The sequence below is a fragment of the Deinococcus fonticola genome, assembly GCF_004634215.1.
In the GTDB taxonomy this organism is placed as follows: domain Bacteria; phylum Deinococcota; class Deinococci; order Deinococcales; family Deinococcaceae; genus Deinococcus; species Deinococcus fonticola.
This window is the reverse complement of the sequence record NZ_SMMH01000007.1, coordinates 35,533-56,093: the sequence shown is the minus strand read 5'-3', so window position 1 is coordinate 56,093 and position 20,561 is coordinate 35,533. Positions and strand designations below refer to the sequence as shown.

The 20,561-nt window shown below is 69.3% G+C and carries 9 protein-coding genes; 6 read left to right on the top strand and 3 right to left on the bottom strand.

All coding sequences use genetic code 11. The features are described from left to right. Positions 1–120: 120 nt before the first annotated feature. The 3 genes from E5Z01_RS06000 (at position 121) to E5Z01_RS05990 (ending at position 13,057) form a co-directional block, all read left to right on the top strand. Positions 121–10,830, top strand: a complete 10,710-nt coding sequence (locus tag E5Z01_RS06000) for a translocation/assembly module TamB domain-containing protein (RefSeq protein WP_135228537.1) — start codon at positions 121–123, stop codon at positions 10,828–10,830. Between the two features lie 158 nt (positions 10,831–10,988). Then, positions 10,989–11,780, top strand: coding sequence for a glycine-rich domain-containing protein (locus E5Z01_RS05995; protein ID WP_135228536.1), 792 nt, complete (start codon positions 10,989–10,991; stop codon positions 11,778–11,780). Positions 11,781–11,821: 41 nt separating this feature from the next. Then, positions 11,822–13,057, top strand: a complete 1,236-nt coding sequence (locus E5Z01_RS05990; protein ID WP_167757791.1) for a class I SAM-dependent rRNA methyltransferase — start codon at positions 11,822–11,824, stop codon at positions 13,055–13,057. A 193-nt stretch (positions 13,058–13,250) separates the two neighbouring features. Here the strand turns inward: E5Z01_RS05990 and E5Z01_RS05980 are convergent, their stop codons facing one another. From E5Z01_RS05980 to E5Z01_RS05970, 3 genes are read right to left on the bottom strand one after another with little or no spacing between them, the layout of a single operon-like run. Then, on the bottom strand, positions 13,251–14,231 hold the full coding sequence (locus E5Z01_RS05980) for an SIS domain-containing protein (protein WP_135228535.1): 981 nt from the start codon (positions 14,229–14,231) through the stop codon (positions 13,251–13,253). A 55-nt stretch (positions 14,232–14,286) separates the two neighbouring features. Next, on the bottom strand, positions 14,287–16,491 hold the full coding sequence (locus tag E5Z01_RS05975) for a DNA internalization-related competence protein ComEC/Rec2 (RefSeq protein ID WP_135228534.1): 2,205 nt from the start codon (positions 16,489–16,491) through the stop codon (positions 14,287–14,289). Then, the gene (locus E5Z01_RS05970; RefSeq protein ID WP_135228533.1) at positions 16,488–16,871 is read right to left on the bottom strand and encodes a ComEA family DNA-binding protein; all 384 of its coding nucleotides are present in this window, start codon (positions 16,869–16,871) and stop codon (positions 16,488–16,490) included. Before E5Z01_RS05970 ends, E5Z01_RS05975 begins: the two co-directional genes overlap by 4 nt. 287 nt (positions 16,872–17,158) lie before the next feature. Between E5Z01_RS05970 and E5Z01_RS05965 the strand changes: the two genes are divergently transcribed. The 3 genes from E5Z01_RS05965 to E5Z01_RS05955 all read left to right on the top strand — a co-directional run bounded on the left by E5Z01_RS05965 (position 17,159) and on the right by E5Z01_RS05955 (position 20,537). Beyond that, on the top strand, positions 17,159–17,761 hold the full coding sequence (locus E5Z01_RS05965) for a TetR/AcrR family transcriptional regulator (protein WP_119765872.1): 603 nt from the start codon (positions 17,159–17,161) through the stop codon (positions 17,759–17,761). Between the two features lie 129 nt (positions 17,762–17,890). Next, a complete protein-coding gene (locus E5Z01_RS05960; protein ID WP_135228532.1) occupies positions 17,891–19,396 on the top strand; it encodes a 2-phosphoglycerate kinase in 1,506 nt (501 codons plus the stop codon). A 40-nt stretch (positions 19,397–19,436) separates the two neighbouring features. Then, the gene (locus tag E5Z01_RS05955; RefSeq protein WP_135228531.1) at positions 19,437–20,537 is read left to right on the top strand and encodes a DNA glycosylase AlkZ-like family protein; all 1,101 of its coding nucleotides are present in this window, start codon (positions 19,437–19,439) and stop codon (positions 20,535–20,537) included. Positions 20,538–20,561: the final 24 nt, after the last annotated feature.

Sequence of the window (20,561 nt, the reverse complement as noted above, 5' to 3'; positions counted from 1 at the left end):
GGCCTGACGCTGCGGGACGTGCAGCTCATGTTTTACGGGTAAGATGGGCGGACGAATGCCGGGCCATGCCGCACAATTCCCCCTGCCCGTGAAGACCTGCCCCATTGACCAGGGGCCGCGATGACGCGTCCTGGCTCGCCAGAGTTGACGCCGCCACCCTCACCTGCCCCACGCCGCCGAAAAGCGCGCAAGTGGCCGTGGGTGCTGCTGGGCGCGGGCCTGGCGCTGGGCGCAGTGGCGGCGTACTCCCCGGCGCTGTTCGGCAACCAGATCCTGGGGCGCCTGGGCGAGCAGGTCGGGGTCAAGGGCGGGCGGGTGAGGGGCCCCCTGTGGTCGCCCACCCTCTCGGACGCGGCCATCGACCTGCCGGGACTGACCGCCACGGCCGGGCGGGCAAACGTGACGGTGGTGTCGGCCAACCCCTTCACCAGGACAGCGCGAATCAACGTCAGCGTGAACGACGCCACCGTCAACCTGAAGCTGAAAGAGTTGATGTCCGGCACGGGCCAGCCTGCCGGTGGTGGCGGGGGCGGCTGGAAAATCATCGTCAACCAGGTGAACGTGCAGAACACGCGCCTGAACGTCGACGGACAGGGCGCGAATATTCCCAGCGTGACCGCCCGCATCAGCCGGGATGCCAGTGGAAAGATTCTGCTGCACGGCCGCACGCCCGAAGGTCCGCTGAGTGCGCAGGTGCAGGTGGCCGACACCGCCGCAGGGGCCAACCGCTTCACGGTGCATTTCGACGCGGACGCCCGCATTGCCCGCGATTACTGGAAGGGCATCGAGGCCGGTTGGCTGCGCGGGCAGTACGTCTTCGGGGACGGCCCCATTCAGGGCGACGTGAAACTGTACCGGGGCCTGCTGCGCGTACCGGAAGCGCAGTTCGTCACGGTGAAGAACGTCACGGGAACGGCGCTGCACCGGGGCGACCGCATCACCCTCAACCTCGCCGGAACGGGCTGGGACGGCCCGGTCACGGCGAAGGGCGGCGTCGACCTGAAAGCGCAGAACTGGACGGTCTCGGCGGACGCCACGCCCACGGTGGCGGGTCTGGCGCGCTCCCTGAACACGACCGGCCAGGGCAACCTGAAATTGCGCGTCACGGCGGGCGGCTGGAGCACCATTCGTGTGAAAGCCTACGCGCAGGGCGCAGGAACCCTGGCGGGCGTGCCCTTCAGCAACGCCAAGGCCGAATACACCCTGCTGAACAACGACACGCACCGCACCCCCCAGACCAACGACCTGAGTTTCAGCGCCGACACGGGCCTCTCCGGAAGTCAGAGACTGGAAGGCCAGTGGGCCTTCGGGCGCAAAGGCAGCGCCACCTGGAAGGGAGACTTGGCCGGGAAACCGCTGGACATCGCCGCCAGCATGAATGACGCGAACCTCGTCGCCCTGCGCGGCCGGGGGCTGGGGGGGCCACTGGCCGCCACTTTCGACCTGGAAGGGCAGCAGCTTGCCGCCACCTTCAGCCCCGCCTTCGCCGCCGCCAAAGCGGACATTACCCTGACGGGCACGCCGGAGAACCTCACAGCAGTGGTCAAGAACGGCGCGGCTGGCCCGTTCCCGCTGAGCGGCACGGCCCGCCTCACGAAAACGGGCGTCACCGCTGACTTCGGCACGGTGCAGCTCAATCTGGACAAGCAGTTCCGGGGAACGTGGCAGGCGCGGAACCTGACGGGCGCGGGTGTCACCCTCAGCGGCCGCGGCCGTCTGGACGCCACGGGCGGCGACGTGACCGGGGACGTGCAGGCGAAAGTGCCGGGCATCCCGCAGGCCCTCAGCGGGCCGCTGAACCTGAATTACATCGATCAGCGCGGCACCTTCCGCCCGGGCGGGCAGGTGTTGACATGGCAAGGAGACCAGTTCGGCCTGAAGGTCAAGGGGCTCGCCGTGGCGGGCGGAGCGCGGCTCAGCGGGAACCTGCGCGTCGACAGCAGGCTGAACGCCTTCGGGAACCTGCGCGTGCTGGGCAGCAGCTATGACCTGACCGCCACCGCGCTGGGCCAGTCCGCCCGGGTGCGCGGCACGGCGGCGGGAATTCCGGTGCAGGCGGACGCGCAGCTTCAGGCCCCCTACCTGACCACCGTGTCCATTCCCGGAACGGACGTGCGCGGTGTCCTTAGCGTGAACGAGCGGGTGAATTTTACGCTCAGCACCCGGCGCGACACCCTGCGCGGCGTCGTCGACGGGGAGCGCGTGAACGTGAACGGGCGCGTCAACCTGGCGGCCCTGGCCCCGGTGCTGCCCACGAAGAACCTCAGCGGCCTGGTGGAGATCAGTGCCGTGCGAACGGGCGCCAACACGCGCCTGAACGTGCAGACCGTGCGCCCCGTGCAACTGGACGTGGGCGGCCCCGCCGTGAACGTGGGCCACCTGGGCGTGAACCTCGACGGCAACCTGCGCGGCACCTGGCAGGTGCGCGGACTGACAGGTGCGGGCGCGGCGGCCAGTGGTGCCGGGCGCCTCGACCTCAACAGCGGGAACCTCGCGGGGAACGTGCAGGCGGACGTGCCGGGGATTGCCCGCCGCCTGAGTGGCCCGCTCAGCCTGAATTTCAGGGAGAACCGCGGCGAGTTCCGCCCCAGCGGTCAGGTGCTGTCGTGGCAGGGCCAGAATGTCCGCGTGCAGGCGAACGACCTGCCGCTGTCGGTGGGCGCGCGGGTCAGTGGGGACGTGCGCGTGGACAGCCAGCTGAACGCCTTCGGGACGCTGCGGGCCAGCGGAAACGGGTACAACCTGACCGCCCAGGCCAGGGGCGACCAGGCCAGCCTGCGCGGCACGGCGGGCGGCGTGAGCGTCGTGGCCGACACGTTCCTGAAAGCGCCTTACCGCACCACGGCCAGGCTGGAAGGCACGGACATCCGCGCGGCCATCAGTGTGCAGAACGGCGTGCGCTTCACTGTCTCCACGCTGGGAGACACGGCGTCCGGCGTGCTCAACGGCCCGAACCTGAACGCCAGCGGACGCGTGAACCTGGCCGCCTTGCGTCCCCTGCTGCCCCTGAAAGACCTGGGCGGCACGCTGGACTTGAACCTGGCCGGACAGGGCGGCACGGCGCGGGTCAGCGTGCTGACTTCCGGCGCGAATGTCAGTGGGACACTGACGCGGGCAGCGGGAGCAGACCCTTTCGGGCGGGTGCTGGCGAACCTGACGGCCACCCTGCCGGACGTGAACGGGGCGCGCCCCACCGCCCGCCTTTCCGGGCAGGTGTACCCGGAGGTGCAGACCGGCGGCACGGTCACTTACCAGAACCAGAAGCTGAACCTGGCAGTGAACGGCCCTTACGGTTCGCTGGCCGCCCGTGTGACCGGGCGCACCGGGCCACTGGCGTTCGGTGGGGTGAGTGTGCCGGCGCAGGCCGTGAACATTCGCGCCGCGCTGACGCCCAGCCTCAGCGCCAGCGGCACCTGGGGCAACCTCCGTGCCACCTATGACGGCAAAACGGGCCTGACCCGCGTGGCCGGGCGCCAGGCCCTCACGGCCTTCGGGCAGAGCGGGCAGGTGCAGGGCCGCGCCACCTGGGGGCCGGGCTTCAAGGGCGCGGTGGACGTGCGCGGCGTGCTGGATCAGTACACCCTGGCGGCCAGTGGCCCCTGGAGTCGCCTGAACGTCCTGCTGACCGACGCCCAGGGGCTGCGCGGTACAGGAACGGCCTCGCTGCCGGGTGGGCGCTACGACATTGAAGTGAACGGCCCGCTGACCATCCCCGGCCAGGAAAGGCTGATCGTGAGCGGGAAGGTGCAGGGCACCGGCGCCAACCCGCGCGGCACGGTGCTGCTGCGCGACCCACGGGGCGGTCAGGCCCGCGTGACCCTGAACGGGTTCGACAACCTGAACGTGACCGCAGAGCGCCTGACCCTGGCCGGACAGACGCTGGACGGAACGCTGAGCGCCCAGAAGGGCCTGCTGACGGGAACGCTGAAAGCCGGGCCTTTGACCGTGGTGGCGGCCAACGGACGCCTGCGCGCCACCGGGAATTTCGCCGGAAACGACGTAGTCGCCAGCGGCCGCCTGATCTTGCCCGCGACCGTCAGTGACCTGAACGTGCGCGTCAGTGGGCCTTACCTCACGGCGCAGGCGTCCGGCAGTGCGGCCAACCTGCGCGGGCAGGTGAACCTGAAAGCCCAGCGCTTCGGTTCACCTGCACTGGGGGTCATCGTTCCGGCCCAGACGCTGCCGCTGAGCGCTTCGCTGACGGGCGCCCGGGCGAACATTGCCGGGCTGGTCTATCAGGGGGGGCAGTGGAGGGGCCGCGCCGCCCTCGCCTACGCCTTGCAGACGCAGGCCGCTGGAAAGCAGGTGGGCAGGCTCACGCTGGTCGGTGGTGGAAACACCCTGGCCGCGCTGCCGTCCGGCCCGCTGGAAGGGCGCGTGCAGGTGCTTCCTGCGCTGGGAGGCACGCTGTCGGCCCGCCTCGCGCCGTTCATAGGTGTGCTGCCGGAAAAACTGCGCGCTTACGTGCAGCCGGGCCGGCTGGTGGCGCAGGTGTGGGCCACCGGCGCGGAGTTGACCCTGCAACAGACCCGTTACCTGCAAGAGCCGCTGGGCCTGAACGCCCACGTGGACTGGCGCAGCGTGAATGGGCGCCGCGGCGTTCAGGTGCAGGGGGCCTTGACCCACCCCGGCTCACGCCTCCCGGTGCAGTTCGATGGCAAAAACCTGTCGGTGCGGGGCGCCACCCTGGATGCCCGCGCCCTGCGCCCCCTGCTGGACGGCGCTGGCGGGCGCGTGAACCTCGACCTGAACGTTCCCGAACTGAAGTTCGGCCGCGCCACCGGGCAGGCGGGCGTCAATATCGCCCTGCAGGGCCAGCGGGCGGTGGGCCGCGTGACCCTGCGCGGCGGGCAGCTGGCGGCGAACCTCAGCAGTACCCTGCAGGGATACGACGTGCGCCTGCTGGGGCCGATTTACCCGCGGGCGAACGCCACCTTGCAGGTCGTCGGGGGCACGGGAACCCGCGTGAACGCCACCTTGCAGGGAGACGCGGCACAGACCATTCGCCTGCGGGCACAGGGGACGGTGCAAAACCAGCCGCTGAACGTCACGGCATGGGCAAATGGCCTGACCGGGAACACGTCGAGCGTGAAAGCGGCGGGCTCCTTCGCGGGCGCGGCGCTGGACATCGCCCTGAACAGGAGCGGCGGCGCGGGGCTGGCCGCCTGGAAGGCCAGCGGCACGCTGAACGTTCCGGACTTGCGCCCGCTGGCGAACACCGCAGGCCGCGTTAACGCCGTCCTTGGCGGCACGCTGGCGAACCTGAACCTGCTGGCTTCCGGCGAGGCGGCGGGGGTGAACTTCAGCGCCCCGGCCCGCTTCCAGAACGGTGTGCTGAGCGTGCGGGACGCGCAGGCCAACCTGGCGCAGGGGAACGTGACCGCCAGCGGGAACCTCTTCCCTACCCTGGCCCTGAAGGCCCGCGCCGACGTGCGGGACGTGTTGCCGGGCCAGTACACCGCGCAGGTGACGGGCACCTTCTCGCGGCCTGACGTGAGCGTGACCGGGAAACTGAGCCGCGCCGTGAACGGGCTGGACGTCGCCGCCACCACCCTGAATGCCCGGCTGCTCGGCAAAACCTGGAAGGCGGAGTTCACGGGCGGCAAGGTCAGTGGAACCGTGCGCGGCCAGCTCGACAGCGGCGCGGTGGCGGGGTTGCAGAACGCCAGCCTGAACCTTAACACCCGTTACGCCAGCGGCGAGAACGACGTGCGCCTGCGCGGGCCGCTGGGCTGGAATGCCCGCAGCGGCTGGCTGGGCAACCTGCGCGTGACCGGCGACGTGCCGGGCGGGCCGCTGGACGCCATCTTCACCGGCCAGGGGCCGCTGACGGCCACCGGCACGCTGGGAATCAGGGAAAAACAGGCCGGATTCAACGCCGTGCTGCCCGCGAACCTGCCGCTGAAACCGGCGGGAAGCATCACCGTCACGCGCCTGGATGCCGGGGCGTTCTGGGGCCGCGCCGGACAGCTGCAGGCCAGCGGAACCGCCACGCTCGGCGGGCCAGCCTGGAACCGGGTCGAGGCGACTTTTGCCGGTCAGTTGACCGATAGCGCCGGAGAACTGAGCGGACAGTTGAACGCCCGTTACGCCGCCGGGAATGTGGACGCCACGCTGAACGGCCCCCAGGTCACGGGTTCGGCCACGCTGCGAAACGGACGGTACGACGCGACCCTCAAATCTGCCCCCCTGCATCTGGCACGGCTGCTGCCGGAAAGCACCGGGGTGGCTGACCTGACCTTCGCCGGAACTGTGCAGGCGCGGGGCAGCGCGGCGGGCGGGCCGGAACGGCTCACCTTGCAGAACGTGAAACTGAAAGGCACCCAGGCGCAGGCCGGGCCGTTCAGCCTGTACGGCTCGGCCGAGTACCAACCGCGCGGCGAACTCCTGAAGGCGAACCTGCGCGGCTCGCTGCGCGGCGGTCTGATCTCGGCGGTGGGCGAAATGCCGGCCGGACTGAACGTGCAGGTGAACGGCGTGCCCACGAATTATCCGGGGGCGGCGTCCTTCGGCACCGGCAAAGCAGACGGCACCGTGACGCTAACGGGCCAGGCCAGCGACCCGTTCCTGAGCGGCAACCTGAATGTCCTGACAGGCGACCTGGCCGCCCGTTTGACCGTCAGTGGCCGGGGGCGTGACCCGCAACTCAGCGCCCGCGCCACCCTGAACGGCGGCACGACCGGCACGCTGTACGCCGAGGCCAGCACCTTCGATTTCCAGAAGGGCACTGCGCGGACGAAGGTGTACGGCACGGTTCGGCGCGCTCAGAATATCGCGGACGTGAACCTGTCCGGCGTGTGGCCCGACCTGAGCGGCACGGTGCAGGCGAAGGTGGACGGCCTGGCCTCCCCCGTGCGCCTCACCGGAGACGGGCGCGGCGGGTACGCCCTGAACGCCGGCACGCTTGGCCGCGGGAATCTTCAGTTGACCCGCACGGCGACGCTGATTCCGAAACTGAGCGGCAGCCTGAACCTGAACCCCCTGACGCTGGTGGACGGGTCGAAAGGGCAGGCAGACGTGGCGGTGACTCTAGGTGGCCTCCTGAACGCGCCGACGCTGGCTGGCTCCATCACCACCGTGGGCGCGGAAGTGGCGGGGGTCACGCTGCTCGACACGACGGGAACGGTCACGGGAACGCTTCAGAACCTGACCGGAACGCTGCGGCAGGGCACGCAAACCGTCGGGACGCTGAACGGGCGCACCCTGACCCTGACCGACTTTGGCGTGAAGGCGGCCGGCAGCACCCTGCGGGCCAGCGGCACAGCGAACCTGAACGGTGTGGCCGACCTGGCGCTGACCAGCGTGGGCGCGGTGCAGGGAACCCTGAAAGTCGATTACCGGGAGGCCCTGCTGAAAGCCAGTGGTAACGTCGCCACGCAGGGCTTCACGGGCAGCGTGAACGTGCAGGCCAGTCAGAAAACAGGCTGGAACGGCACGGCCCGCGTCACAGGTGGGCCGAACGGTCTGCTGACGCAACCCGCCGAACTGAAGGTCAGCGGGCCGTTGGCACAACCCCTGCTGACCGGCCAGGCCGGGGTGCTGGGCGCCCAGGCACGCATCGTGGCCAGCCAGAAGCTGGTAAATATCCGCCTGGTGGATGGCCCCGGCGCCACCGCCAGCGGGGCGGTGCAAATCCAGCCGGACGCGGCCGGGGAGTGGCGCTGGAGTGGCGCGACCAGCCTGACCCGCCCGGAACTCAGCCTGAGCCTCACGCCCAGCGGGCCGCTGGCTGATCCGCAGGTGGTGCTCAGCGTGCGCCGGGGCGAGTGGCGGGCCTCCGGGACGGCCAGCCGTGAAAACGCCGACCTGAACGTGAGCGATGGCACCGCCTCCGGGCGGGTCACCTGGAAAATGGACGCTGCGGGGCAGAGCGGACAACTGGGCGTGAACCTGCCGGGCCTGAACCTGGGAACGCTGGACGTGAAGGGCCTGAACGGGATCGTGACCGCGAACGGGGTACTGAATACGCAGGCACAGAACGGCAACCTCGCTTTCACGGTGAAGGGCTTCACCACGCCGCAGGAAGTGCCGGTGGTGGGTTTGCAGCCCGCCGGCGACATCACCGGGCAGGTCAGCCTGGCCGCCGGCGTGCCGAAGCTTCAGGCCAGCGCGAACCTGAATGTCGGCACGCTCAACCTGAACGCCACGCAGGTGAAGGTGAACGGCGAAAACCGCTGGGCCGGCACGCTGGGCGGCACCATCCGCAAGGATCAGGGAAGCGTACTGGTCAACCTGAACGCCGATACGAACGGTCTGCGTGGTCAGGTCAGTGCTACGAATTACGTGCTGAGCGTGTCCGGGCAGTCCACCACCGTGAACGGCACCCTGACGCTGAACGGCCAGACCTTCGATGCCAGCGGGCGCCTCGGCAATGGGCGCGGCACCCTGACGGCCAGTGGCGGCATCGCGGACATCCTCCCGGCGCTGCAAAACATTGTGGCGCTCAGGCCCACCGGCGACGGCTACACCGCCCGCGCGGTGCTGAACGACCTGGACATCGAGCGCCTGAACGTCGCGCCGGGCCTGAGCGGCAGGGTCAGTGGCGAGGCCAACCTGAACGATGGGGGCGGCACCTTCTTCCTGCAGTCGAATGCCCTGAAACTGGGGCCGAAAACGCTGCCGGCCCGCATCGAGGGAACGCAGGCCACCGGCAGCTGGCGTCTGCGCGGCTTCCTGGGCGAAACGGAATTCACGGCGGGGCTGGACGCCCGCTCGGAGGTGTTCGGGCAGGCGAACCTGCGGGCCCTGCCGCTGGGCGCCCTGGTCGGTGCCCTCACCGATACCAACCCCGGCGAAGGCATCGTGACCGGGCTGGCGCGTTTCCGTTTCCCGCTGGCCGACCCGGCAGCCGGCAGCGTGAACGTCGTGGCCGAACGCATTCGCGTCAGCACGGTACCTGTAGAGACTGTACCTGTGGAAACTGTGCCCGTACAAACAGCGAACACCCCGGCCTCCGGTACGTCTGCCACGCCCCCGACTTCCCCGGTCACGGAAACCCTGACGGGAACGGGCACGCTGGATTACGCCAACCGCGAGTTGCGCAACGTGAACGTGCAACTGTCCGGCGCGGGCACCTGGGACGTGCGCGGCCAGTACACCCGCCAGAAAGTCGACCTGAACGCTGTTTTTACCGGGACGACCTTCACGCCGGCGCTGCGCCTGGTACCGGGTCTGGCAGGCCTGGAACCCAGCCTGAAAGGCACCGTGCGCCTGAGTGCAGCGGGCACCTACGACCAGCCGCGTGGGCTGCTGCGGGCCGAGAACGTGCAGGGCAGCCTGGCCGGCCTCAGCGTGCAGGTGCCGCTGTTCGCCGGGGAGTTGCCGGACAGCGGGGCCTTCACGGCGGGCGGGCGCATCCTGACCGGCGGCACCGTGGCCACCGACGGCACCCTCGATCTGAGCGGGCAACTGACGCTGGGCAAACTCAGCGGTACGCGCCTGAAATTCAGCGGCCTGCTGGCCCCCGAGGCTCTGGGCGCCCTGCCGAACACCACCGCCACCATCGAGCAAAACGGCGAGGCCTGGACGCTCAGCGCCCAGAGCGTCAGCCGCAACCCCGTAACCGGCGCGGGCGCATTGATGCTCTCGGGCACCCTGACGCCGCGCCTGGATCTGAACCTGAACGCCCAGAACTACAACCTGCCACTGGCCGCCGTGTACGCCAAGGAAAGCGCCCTGACCGGCACCCTGCGGGCGGTGGACGACGGGCAGTTTATTCACGTGTCCGGCGCCGCCGACTTCGCCCGCCTGACGCTGGGCCGCGTGAACGCCCCCAGCACCATTCCCGCCCCGCAAAACGGGGCCGTGAGCGGCCAGCAGGACACGCCCGTCAACAACTTCAACAGTCCGCTGCCCGAGCAGTTCACGACCTTTCCCACGCCGGGCGAGCCGGCGGACGCTGTCCGCCGCACCCTGCCGCTGCTGGAGCGTCTGCTGCTGGAGGACATTCGCCTGACCGCCCCCAGCGGCATCCGCGTGGACGAGAACCTGGCCCGCGCCGAGTTCGGCACGCAGGGCCTGACCATCAGTGGCACCGGCGCACGCCCCCGCATCGAGGGAAAAATAGAGTCGCAGCGCGGCAGCATCTTCCTGCGCGAGAACGAATTCCAGATCACCGAAGGCAACGTAACTTTCGCCGGGGACGGCGTGTACCCCACCTTCCGTATCCTGGCGCAGGGCACCGTGCCCAGCAGCACCACGCAGCAGCGCGTGCCCATTACCCTGAAGGTGGAAGGGGATTTCCGCACGGTGGGCGGGCGGCCCAACGTGCTGTACCTGAACACGGCCCTGACCTGCGCGGGCACCACCGACCAGAGCTGCGTGAACCCCAGTACCGGCAACGCCTACAACGAGGCCGAACTGTACGCGCTGGTCGCCACGGGCGTGCCCAACCTGGCCTCCTTGCCGGACAACCTGACCGCGCTGGGCAGCAGCGCCCTGCAAACCGCCCTGAACGTGTTCGTGCTGGGCGAGGTCGAGCGGACGCTGGCCCGCGCCCTGGGCGTAGATGTGTTCCGCCTGACCCCCACCCTGGCGACCGACGGCACCCTGAACGCCACCTTCACGGTCGGGTCGTACCTGACCCGCAACCTCTTCCTGCAGTACCAGGTCGACCTGACCGGCGCGGGCCTGATCAACGCGACGTACACCACGCCCGACGGCCGCTTTACCCTGAAGGCCAGCACGCCGCTGACCGGACTGGACATCCAGAGCATCCGCCCCAGCTTCAGTGCCGCGTACAACGTGAAGCAGGCCAGTTTCAGCGTGGGCGTGACCACCAACCCGACCTCCACGCAGTTCAACTTCGGCGTGTCGTACCGCCTGCCGTAACCGCACCCCTCCAGGGAACCGGGGAAAGTCACCACCGATCCCCTGCAATCATGAAGACTTGCCGGGAATTCCTGGGGAGGGGCTGACCGCGGCCTGACCGTTTCGACCGACGCTACAGGCAGCGAGAACAAGTCGAAAAGACGCACCTGGAGGCAACGATGACCATCCTGCAAGAGTACGCCCATAACCTGAACAGTCAGCCGTCTGTCAACCCGCAGCCCATCCTGAGTTACGTCTTTCCGGACGCCCTGCTGACCCGCCTGCAACGCGAGCACGGCTGGGACAGCGGATTGACCCTGCGCGCGCTGGACGAGTACCGCCGCTTCGTGGTGCTGGCGGCCAGCGCGCCGCAGCCGGTCACGCCGTCCAGGGTGGTAGACGAGGTGTGGCACACGCACCTGATGTTCACGCGCGACTACTGGGAGCGTTTTATGCCGCTGCTGCCCGCCCCGCTGCATCACGAACCCGGCGACGGCACCCCCGCCAGCGAAGGGCACTTCAGGGAACAGTACGCCCGCACCCTGGAGGCTTACCGCGCCGCCTTTCATCAGGCACCCCCGGCCGACCTGTGGCCCGACCCGGCGCAGGCCCAGCCCAGCACCAAGCGCCGCAGCACAAAGAGCCGCAGCACCAAGCGCCCCAATCCGCGGCGAACTGCCCTCCGGCCCGTGATGGTGGCGGCGCTGCTGGCGGTCGTCCTGCTGCTGCTGGGCCAGTCGCTGTTCCTGGCCTTTTTCATCTTCGTCCTGGCGACCCTCCTGCTGACCAGCCTGGCGCGCAGGACACCCTCTTCGGCTCAGGGGGGTGAAGGCGGCATCGGCTTCTTCGGCGCCTTCACTGACTTTTCCAGCGGGGATTCCTGCACCGACGAAGGCAGGGGCGATTCAGACTGTGGGGACGGCGGCAGCAGCTGTGGGAGTAGTTGCGGGGGCGGCGGGTGCAGTTCCTGATCCCCTCTCCCACTCCGTGAGCCTTGACCCGGCCTGCCCCCATGCATCCTGCTACGCTCAGGGATGTGAGCCAGTCGAGCAAGAACCTCTCCGGGAAGAAAAGCCGTCTCCCCAGCGTGACCCTCAAGCCCGCGTCCGTGCGCCGGATCGCGGGGCGTTACCCCTTCGGGCATGCCGGCGACATTCAGGACGCCGCGCCGGGCCTGGCGCCGGGGGACGTGGTGGACGTACGCGAGCCGGGCGGCAGCCTGATCGGGCGCGGGTACTTCAACGCGGACGGGGCCACGCCGCTGCGCATGCTGAACTGGGACGGCGGCGACATCGACCTGAATTTCTACCGCAGCCGCGTGCGTGAAGCCCTGGCCCGCCGCGCCGGCAGGATTGCCGATACCAACGCCCTGCGCGTCCTGCACGCCGAGGCGGACGGGCTGCCGGGCGTGGTGGCCGACCAGTTCGGGGAGGTGCTGAGCGTGCAACTGCGCAACGCCGGCGTGGAACGCCACCGCGACCTGATCCTGCGGGCGCTGCGCGAGGAAACCGGGGCGACCTCCGCCTTCGAGCGCAGCGACACCGGCGAACGCCGCAAGGAAGGCCTGGAACTGGTGTCCGGCGTGCTGTGGGGCGACGTGCCGGAAAAGGTCACCTTCTTCGAGGACGACCTGACCCTGCACTTTGCCCCGATGGACGCCCAGAAAACCGGCTTCTTCCTGGATCAGCGCGACAACCGCCGCCTGATGCGCCGCCTGGTGCAGCCCGGCCAGCCGTTTCTGGACGTCTACAGTTACACGGGCGGTTTCTCGCTGCATGCCGCGAAAGCCGGAGCCAGAAGCACTGCCATCGACAAGGACAACGTGGCGCTGGGCGTACTGGAGCGCGAAGCCCGCGAGAATGGTGTGCAGGTCGGCCTGCGATGGGGCGACGCGCTGGAGCAGCTGAGCGCCCTGGAAAAGGAAAAGAAGACCTTCCAGGCGATCGTCCTCGACCCGCCCACCCTCGCCAAACGCAAGGACGACGTGCCGCGCGCCAAACGCATCTTCACCGACGGCGCGGCCAGTGCCCTGCGCATGCTTTCACCCGGCGGGCACCTGCTGATCTCCACCTGCGCCCACTACTTCCGCGTGGACGACCTGCTGGACGCCGCCCGCGTCGCCGCCGGAGCCGCCCAGACCGACGCCGAAGTGGTCGCCATCACCTACCAGCCCGCCGACCACCCCCACCTCCTCAGCGTCCCCGAAAGCCTCTACCTGAAAAGCATTCTGCTCAGGAAGCAGGCGTAGAGCATTTGCCAAAAGAACGAAGTCCTTTTTGTCCGAGCGGCGCGAGTGACTTCAAATGAGCAGAACGAAGAATAGGGCCAGCCGGGGTGCTCTTCCAAGTCTGACGGAATACGGAGAACTGCTCTAAGCCGGCCTCACTGCTGCGCGGTTTGACAACTCCGGCGAGGGGTGAGGACGCCCCGCTCCAGCGCCCTCAGTCCCTCTCCTCTGCCTCGTCGTCTGCCTCCCAGTCGTTGTCTTCCACCTGGCTGCGCCGCCCGTCCTCGTGGTCGGCACGCAGGCTCAGGTCGTCGGCGTCGTCTCCGGCCAGCACGGCCTGGGCGCGGGCCAGCATGGGCGGGTCGCCAGGAGTCTGGTGGTAGCGTTCGGCCAGGTACGCTGCCACCCAGGCGGCGAAGTACCAGTGGGCCAGTTGCCCGGCGTATCCGGCTTCGGTGCCTTCCGGGTAAGGCACATGAATGATCTCGTCGATGCGGCTTTCCAAGATTTCGCGGGCAATGTGCAGGGCCGGATCCGTGTCACCGAGGATCAGGGCAACGCGCCCGTCGCCGTGCTCGTGCTGGGCCTCGAAGGCGCCGGTCACGATGGCGAGGGGGTCGCCGGGCAGGGGTACACTGAGGGTCTTGCCGGTGCGGGCCAGCAGGTGCTGCCAGGCGTGGGGAAGGGCGTCGGCATCGGGAGCCGCGATCAGCAGGGGGGCGCGGCCCCACAGGCTCCAGGCCAGGTCGCGGGCGGGGTTGTTGTCCTGAACGTGCGGGGCGCACTGCCCGGCCAGGGTGGTCATGGCGCGGTCAGCGGCCTGGGCCTCGTCGGCGTGCCCGCTGGCGTGCGCGACGGCCTGGGCGTAGTGGTAGGTGGCGAGCGCCCCGCCGGGCACCAGCACGTCGACGTCGCCGGCCTGACCGCCGGTGCTGATGCGACGAGCGTTCGCGCCGGCGACTTCAGCCAGCTCGGCGTAGGTGCGGGCGGGGTCGGCGGCGTCGGGGCTGGACAGCACGAACTGCGTGCCTTCCCGAGTGAAGTTGCTGCCGATCAGGGTGCGCAGCAGGGCGGCGGCCAGCGTGCCCTCGCCGGTGCCGACCACGGCGTGCGGGCCGGGTTCGGGGCGGGTGGGGCCGCTGTAACTGCCGGGCAGGCGTTCCAGCAGGGTCAGGAAGTCGGCGGTAGAGGTCATGCGTCCAGCGTAACGCACGCGGCGTCGGGAAGCCGGAGGGGAACCCACCTTCACCTCAGGGAATAGGCCAGTGAATGGTGCCCTGTTCGTCGGTGCGCCAGACGTTTACGCCGGCTTCGCGCAGCCGTTTCAGCACGTCGGGGTGGGGGTGGCCGTAGGTGTTGCGCCCGACGCTGATGATGGCGTTCCTGGGGGTGGTCTGGCGCAGAAACTCCGCGCTGGTGCTGTAGCGGCTGCCGTGGTGCGCGGCCTTGAGCAAGTCCAGGTTGCCGATGCCCAGGAAGTTCTCAGCCGGGTCGGGCAGGTCGCCCAGCAGGGCGGTGCGCCACGCGCCGGACTCCAGTGTCAGGACGATGGAATTGTCGTTGTCGGCGGTAGAAAACATGTTTCGCTGCGGCCACAGCACGGTGAAGGTCACGCCGTCCACGCTGAAGCGGTCGCCGCGTGACACCTGGCGAACCGGGACGCGCTGGGCCTGCGCCGCCTGAAGCACCCGGTTCAGCACCGGGTCGCCGCGCTTGGGCTGGCCGATCCACACTTCACCGACCCGCAGGCTGTTCAGCACGCCGGTGAGGCCCTCGATGTGGTCGGTATCGGCGTGCGTGGCGACCAGCACGTCTATCTTCCGAACCCCCAGCGAACGCAGGGCGGGAACGACGGTGCGCGTGCCGACATCGAAGTCGCTGCCGACCGAGCCGCCCGCGTCGACCAGCATGGTCAACCCGCGCAGGCGCACCAGGGTGCTGTCGCCCTGACCCACGTCCAGGTACGTGATTTCGCGCACTGGGCGCAGCATGGGCGGCAGAGCGCTCAGCACGGCGCAGCCCAGCGCGGCGGCCAGGGCGACTTTACCCCGCACGCGGCCCAGCAGCCACAGCACGCCCGCCGCGGCGGCGACGGCGTAAGCGGCGAAGCCGCCGGGCCCCGGGTGACCCCACGGCAGCACCGGGGCGCGCCCGAACCCCTCGGCCAGGGCCAGCAACAGCGAGGCGAGCGGACCGACCAGCCAGTTCACCAGGCCGCCCGCCGGGCCGAGCAGCCCCGCCAGGAAGCCCAGCGGCACCAGCGCGGCCATCACCACCTCGGCCAGCAGGTTGGCGGGCAGGCCCACCAGCGGCAACTGCCCGAAGGTGCTGGCGATCACCGGCAGGGTCGCCAGTTCGGCCAGGATGGTGGCGCTGAGGGCCAGGCGCAGAACGCGCGGCCACCTGGCAGGCAGGCGCTCGGCCAGCCGCCCTGACAGCGTAAGCCCCAGCACCGCCAGGAACGACAGTTGAAAGCCGATGTCCAGCAGCCACAGGGGGTAGATGAGCAGGCACACCAGGGCCGCCAGGGCGATGGTGGCGAGGGGATCGCTGCGGCCCCGCCCGACCGCCAGGCCGATCAGGGCGACAAAGCCCATCAGCACCGCGCGGGCAATGCTGGGGGACATGCCCACCAGCAGGAACAGGTAGGGAATCAGCAGGAACGCCGGGATGAGGTAGCGGGCCGGGGGGCGCAGGTTCAGGCCGCTCAATATCAGGATGACGACGCCCGTCAGCAGAGCTACGTTCTGACCGGACAGGGCCATCAGGTGCGCCAAGCCAGCGCGGTTGAAGGCGTCACGAACACTGTAGCCGCCTGCAAATTCCTCGCGCCCCAGGTCACTGCGGTCACCCAGTTCGATGGCCTGCATCAGCGCGGCGTGCCGTTCACTGAGACCGGCACTCAGCCCGCGCCGGAACCAGCCCTGCAGGCCCGCAGCGGGAGTGTACGCCCGCACGCGGGCCGCGCCCAGCACGCTGCCAGGCGCCGGCGTGAACAGGCCACCCTGGGCGCGTAACCAGGCCGCCTGGTCAAAGCCGCCAGGCGTCCGCTGCGGGCTTGGGCGCTCCAGACGACCACTGACCGTCAGCTGGCCGGGTGGGCGCGGGGGTTTGGGGGCCAGCGCCACCCGCGCCCGGGGGTCTTCGAGGTTAAGGAATTGACCGTCCCAGTAACCCTTCAGGGTGACCTGGGCGCCAAGCCAGGGAGTCATGGGGTCGGGACGCGACTGCGTGACACTGGCGCTGGTGTACCCGGCCAGTGCCCCGGCGGCGGCCAGCAGCAGGGGTCTGAGGTCGCGGATAGACAGGAAGTACGCGGCAGCGAGCAGCATCAGCGCGCCGCCCCACGGGAGGTGCAGCGCCAGCAGAATGCCGCCGATCACGCCCAGCGCGGTGGGCAGAGGCCAGGCGAGTGCAGCGGGACGGGGGGCGGCGCGGGTTGGGCTGGCCGTCATTGAAAGCGGATCAGCGGGGTCAGCACCCGCAGGGTGGCTTCGCCGATGCCTTTCACGGCGTCCAGGTCGGCCAGGGTGCGGTAGGGCCGGTGGTCGATGATGCGCTGGGCCAGCGCCGGGCCGACTTTCGGCAGGGCCTCGAGCTGCTCAGTGGTGGCGGAATTGATATTCAGGCGCCCTGAGATGAGAGGCGTGACGCTGCCAGTCGAGGGGTAGGTGGGCGGTTCGCCGTTCACGCCCGCCTGGACGGGCGGCAGGGGCGCATGTGTGACCACCGGCACGCGGGGCTGCGGCGCGAGCGTCGGGCCGAGAGTCAACGCGCCGACCACGCCCAGGCCAGCGGCCAGCAGCAGCGTCACGGCATCGAATGACCGGGCCATAGCGGCATTGTAGATCAGTCTCCGAATGACGCGCGCTGTGGAACAGCACCCCGGAGCGCTCCATTCTCTGCTTCGCAGCTTTACAAGTCCGTTCTGCTCTTCTGAATTCACCCGCGCTGCTCGAACAAATTCACGGCGTTCTTTTGTCAAATGCTTGAGGCAGGTTGCCGCGCCGCCGCGCACGATTTTGCCCAGGCCGGGGCGTGTGGGCCGACCACAATGGGCTCGGGGCCGCCCCAGCTTGCACACGGTGCAATTTTGAACTGCACGCGTTATGGTGGGACATCATGGATTCGTCATCGCTGAGGGAACGTCAGAAGGAGCGCCGCCGCGCCCGGATTTACGGCGTGGCTATTGAACTGTTCAAGCAGAGCGGCTTCCAGACGACCACGGCGACCGACATCGCGCGGGCCAGCAATGTGTCGCGCGGCACCTTCTTCAACTACTACCCGTACAAGGAAGCTGTGCTGCTGGATTACGGCAGCGAGGTCATGGAGCGCCTGCGCGACCTGGCCGAGGCGCGGCTGGCCAGCGGCGCCGCCCCGCTGACGGTGCTGTACGAGGTGTGGGATCGCCTGGCCGAGGAAAACGCCCGTGAACGCGACCTGTTCCCGCCGCTGGCCTACGAGGTCTTGAACCCCAATCCGGAACGCGCCCGCACGGCGTACCAGGCGCTGCCCCTGAGCAAGGTAGTGGAGCTGGTGCTGCGGCCCATGCACCAGGCCGGGCAACTGCGCACGGACCTGAGTTTGCAGCGCATCAGCAACCTGATCGCCGACACCTACCTGATGGTGGCGCTGCGCTGGAGCGCTTACGGCACCGAGCGCCCCCTGCAGGAGGAGATGCGCCTGGCGCTGAACCTGCTGCTGGAAGGGGCCATCAAGCGCTGAGGGGCCGGGCACAGGACGGTTGCTGCTGGCCGCAGGGTGTATAAAACGGGGCGTCTGGTGAGGCGGACGTTCTGACGTCCGTCTCCTTGAGGAGACTGACCGCCCTCAGGCTGGTCGCAGGGGGTGGGTATGACACACGCGGAACTCAACATCGGGTCCTCCCGGCAGTCCTGGCCGTTTAGCCGGGGCCTGGTGGTGGAGGCGCTGGTTACGGCCGGCGCTCCGGCGGCCGTGGCGGCGGGGCTGGGACGGCGCATCGAGCAGATGGTCAGGCACTCGAAACGCACCCTGATTACCCCGGCGGAGTTGCAGGCCCTGATGGTGGAGGTGGCCCGCGAGTCGCTGGGGGAGGATGTGGCGCGGCGCGTGCAGGCGCAGGTTCCGGCCTTCATGGACATCACCGTGCTGGCGAAAAAAGGCCACCTGCCCTTCAGTCGCGGCGTGCTGGCGCGCACGCTGGAGGACGCCGGCCTCTCGCCACCGGACGCCTACGCCACCGCCTGCGAGGTGGATCTGCGACTGCGGTGCAGCGGCACGGCTTCTATTGCCGCCGAGGAGCTGGACAACCTGACCGAGGAGACGCTGGGGCAGCGGTACGGCGAGCACCTGCGCCTGACCTACCGTTACCTGCGCGAGAACCGCGGGCGGCTGGTGGTGGTGGGCGAGAATCACGACATGCCCAACACCTTCAGTAAGGGCGTGCTGGTGCAGTCCATGCTGGCGGCGGGCGTCGCGCCGGACGTGGCCCGTAAGGTGGCGCGCGTGACCCAGCGCGACCTGCGCGGGCGTGAAGACCGGGTGGTGCGCCGCAGCCAGATTCGCGCCAAGGTGGAAGATCTGCTGCGGCTGGAGGTGGGGCCGGAAGTCAGTGCTCGTTACCGCCTGCTGCGCGTGATTCGCCGCCCACCGCGCCCACTGGTGGTGCTGCTGGGCGGCGTCAGCGGCACCGGCAAAAGCTTCCTGGCTGCGGAAGTGGCGTACCGCCTGGGCATCGCGCGGGTGGTCAGCACCGATTCGATCCGCGAGGTGATGCGCGCCATGGTTTCCCCGGCCCTGCTGCCGACCCTGCACGCCAGCACCTTCAACGCCTGGGAGGCATTGGTGCCACCGGGCGCGGAAGTGCCCGAGCACGCCAGCAAGTCGCTGCTGTTGGCAGGCTTCCGCGATCAGGTGCAACAGGTCAGCGTGGGCCTCAGCGGGGTGGTGCGCCGCAGTATCGAGGAAGGCACCAGCGTGGTGCTGGAGGGCGTGCATCTGGTGCCGGGCTACCTGCGGGCGGACTCGTTCGCGGGCGCCCTGGTGGTGCCCATGCTGGTGACTCTGCCGGACGAGTCCGAACACCGCCGGCACTTCGAGTCGCGTGACGAGGAAACGGCGGCCAGCCGCCCCAAGCACCGCTACATGCGTTACTTTCAGGAAATTCGCGTGATGCAGGACGAACTGGAGCTGCTGGCGCTGCGCGAGAACGTGCCGCTCCTCGACGGCCTGACGCTGGACGAGAGCGCCGACCAGGCGGTGGAGATGGTGCTGCGCCAGGTGATGGTGGGCCTTACGCCCGAAGAAAGGATCACGCTGCTGGGCGAGGACATAGAGGGCCTGTTCGCCACCCCCAGCAACTCCTATCAGGGAGAATGACGGTGAGCTCCACAGCAGACCTGCTCCAGAATCTCCGGTCATGACCGAGTTCTCTCCGGCGCTGCTGCGGGCCGCTGCCCTGCGTTCCCTGGGCGCCAAAAGCCCGATTCAGGACGTCCTGAATCGCCTGGGCTTCGTGCAGGCCGACCCGATTCGTGCCCCCGCCCGCGCCCAGGACCTGACGCTGATGCAGCGCGTCAAGGGCTACCGGGCGGGTGACCTGGAGCGCCTCTACCCCCAGCTGGACGCCGAGGAAGACATGATCCCCAACTACGGGTTCGTGCCGCGCCATGTGCAGGCGCTGCTGCACCCGCGTGAAGTCGGGCCGACGCGCATCGAGCGTGAGCACCCGCAGATTCTGGATGAGGTGCGGGCACTGTTGGAAGGGCGCCCGGAAGTGCACCCGAAGGAACTCACGGCGCTGCTGGGGCGCGGGCGCGTCGGCAATGCCTGGGGCGGGCAGTCGAGCGCCAGCACCCGCGCCCTGGACACCCTGCACTACCGGGGCGAAGCTCGGGTGACGCGGCGCGAGAAGGGCGTGCGGCTCTACGCCCGCGCCCCCCATCTGCAAGCCCTGCGCGACCACCCCCTGCCGGAAGCCAAGCGCCTGAGCCGCACCATTCATCTGCTGGCGGAACTATACGGGCCGCTGCCGGAGGCCAGCCTGGGTTATCTCACCTCGCTGTCGCGTTTCGGCTTTCCGCACCTGCACACCCAGCTCAGGGCGGCCTTCCGGCAGGCGGTCAGGGAGGAGCTGCATTCGGCCAGGGTGGACGGCGTGCGCTACGTGTGGCCCGCGGAGTGGACGCTGCCGGATGCCCCCACCCCGCGAGGTGTCCGGCTGATCGGGCCGTTCGATCCGCTGGTGTGGGATCGGCGGCGCTTCGCGCACCTGCACGGCTGGACGTACCGCTTCGAGGCGTACACGCCCGCGCCAAAGCGCACCCTGGGGTACTACGCCCTGCCGGTGTTTCAGGCCGAGAAAGCCGTGGGGTGGGCCAATCTGCGCGTGGAGAAGGGAGAGCTTCTGGCGGAGGTGCAACTGATTCCCGGCGTGCGCCGCACCGCCGCATTCGAAAAGGCCCTGAACGCCGAACTGGAGCGTTACCGGGCCTTCCTGGCTCCCGTTCAGGGGTCGTGAACCGGCTGGCCGGGCGCGGCGGAT